The organism is Burkholderia stagnalis (assembly GCF_902830275.1).
In the GTDB taxonomy this organism is placed as follows: domain Bacteria; phylum Pseudomonadota; class Gammaproteobacteria; order Burkholderiales; family Burkholderiaceae; genus Burkholderia; species Burkholderia stagnalis.
Map to the genome: position 1 here is coordinate 1 of NZ_CADESW010000101.1, position 432 is coordinate 432.

Consider the following 432-nt stretch of genomic DNA (forward strand, 5'->3'; position numbering starts at 1 on the left):
AGCGTCTTCAGGCGCTTGAGCGTGCTCTCGGACGCATGGCGTCCCGGCACGAAGGCATGCGTCTCGCGGCTCAGCACCTTGCCGGTATGACGGTCGATCAGCACCGGATCGACGGCCTTGCCGGTTTCGCGATCGACGAAATCGACGCCCCAGGGATGGCCCTTGACGTGGCGGCGCCCCCAGGCGAACAAGGTGATCAGCACCGGCGCGAGCCCGCGCCCCTTGGCCGTCACGCGATACTCGTCGCGGCTCGATTCGGGCGTGCTGCGCACGCGCTCGAGCAGCCCGCCCTCCACCAGCTCGGACAGGCGCCTGGACAGCATGGTGGGCGAGATCTCGAGGCTCTCGCGAAACTGCTCGAAGCGCGTCGAGCCCTGCATCGCGTCGCGCAGGATCAGCAGGCTCCACCATTGGCCGACCTGCTCCAGCGCC

Annotated in this window: 1 protein-coding gene; it reads right to left on the reverse strand. The window is 68.8% G+C overall.

Going from position 1 to position 432, the window contains the following annotated elements:
• Nucleotides 1-432, reverse strand: a 432-nt coding sequence (locus HWY45_RS36400; protein ID WP_176118513.1) for a winged helix-turn-helix transcriptional regulator, incomplete at both ends; no start/stop codon positions are given.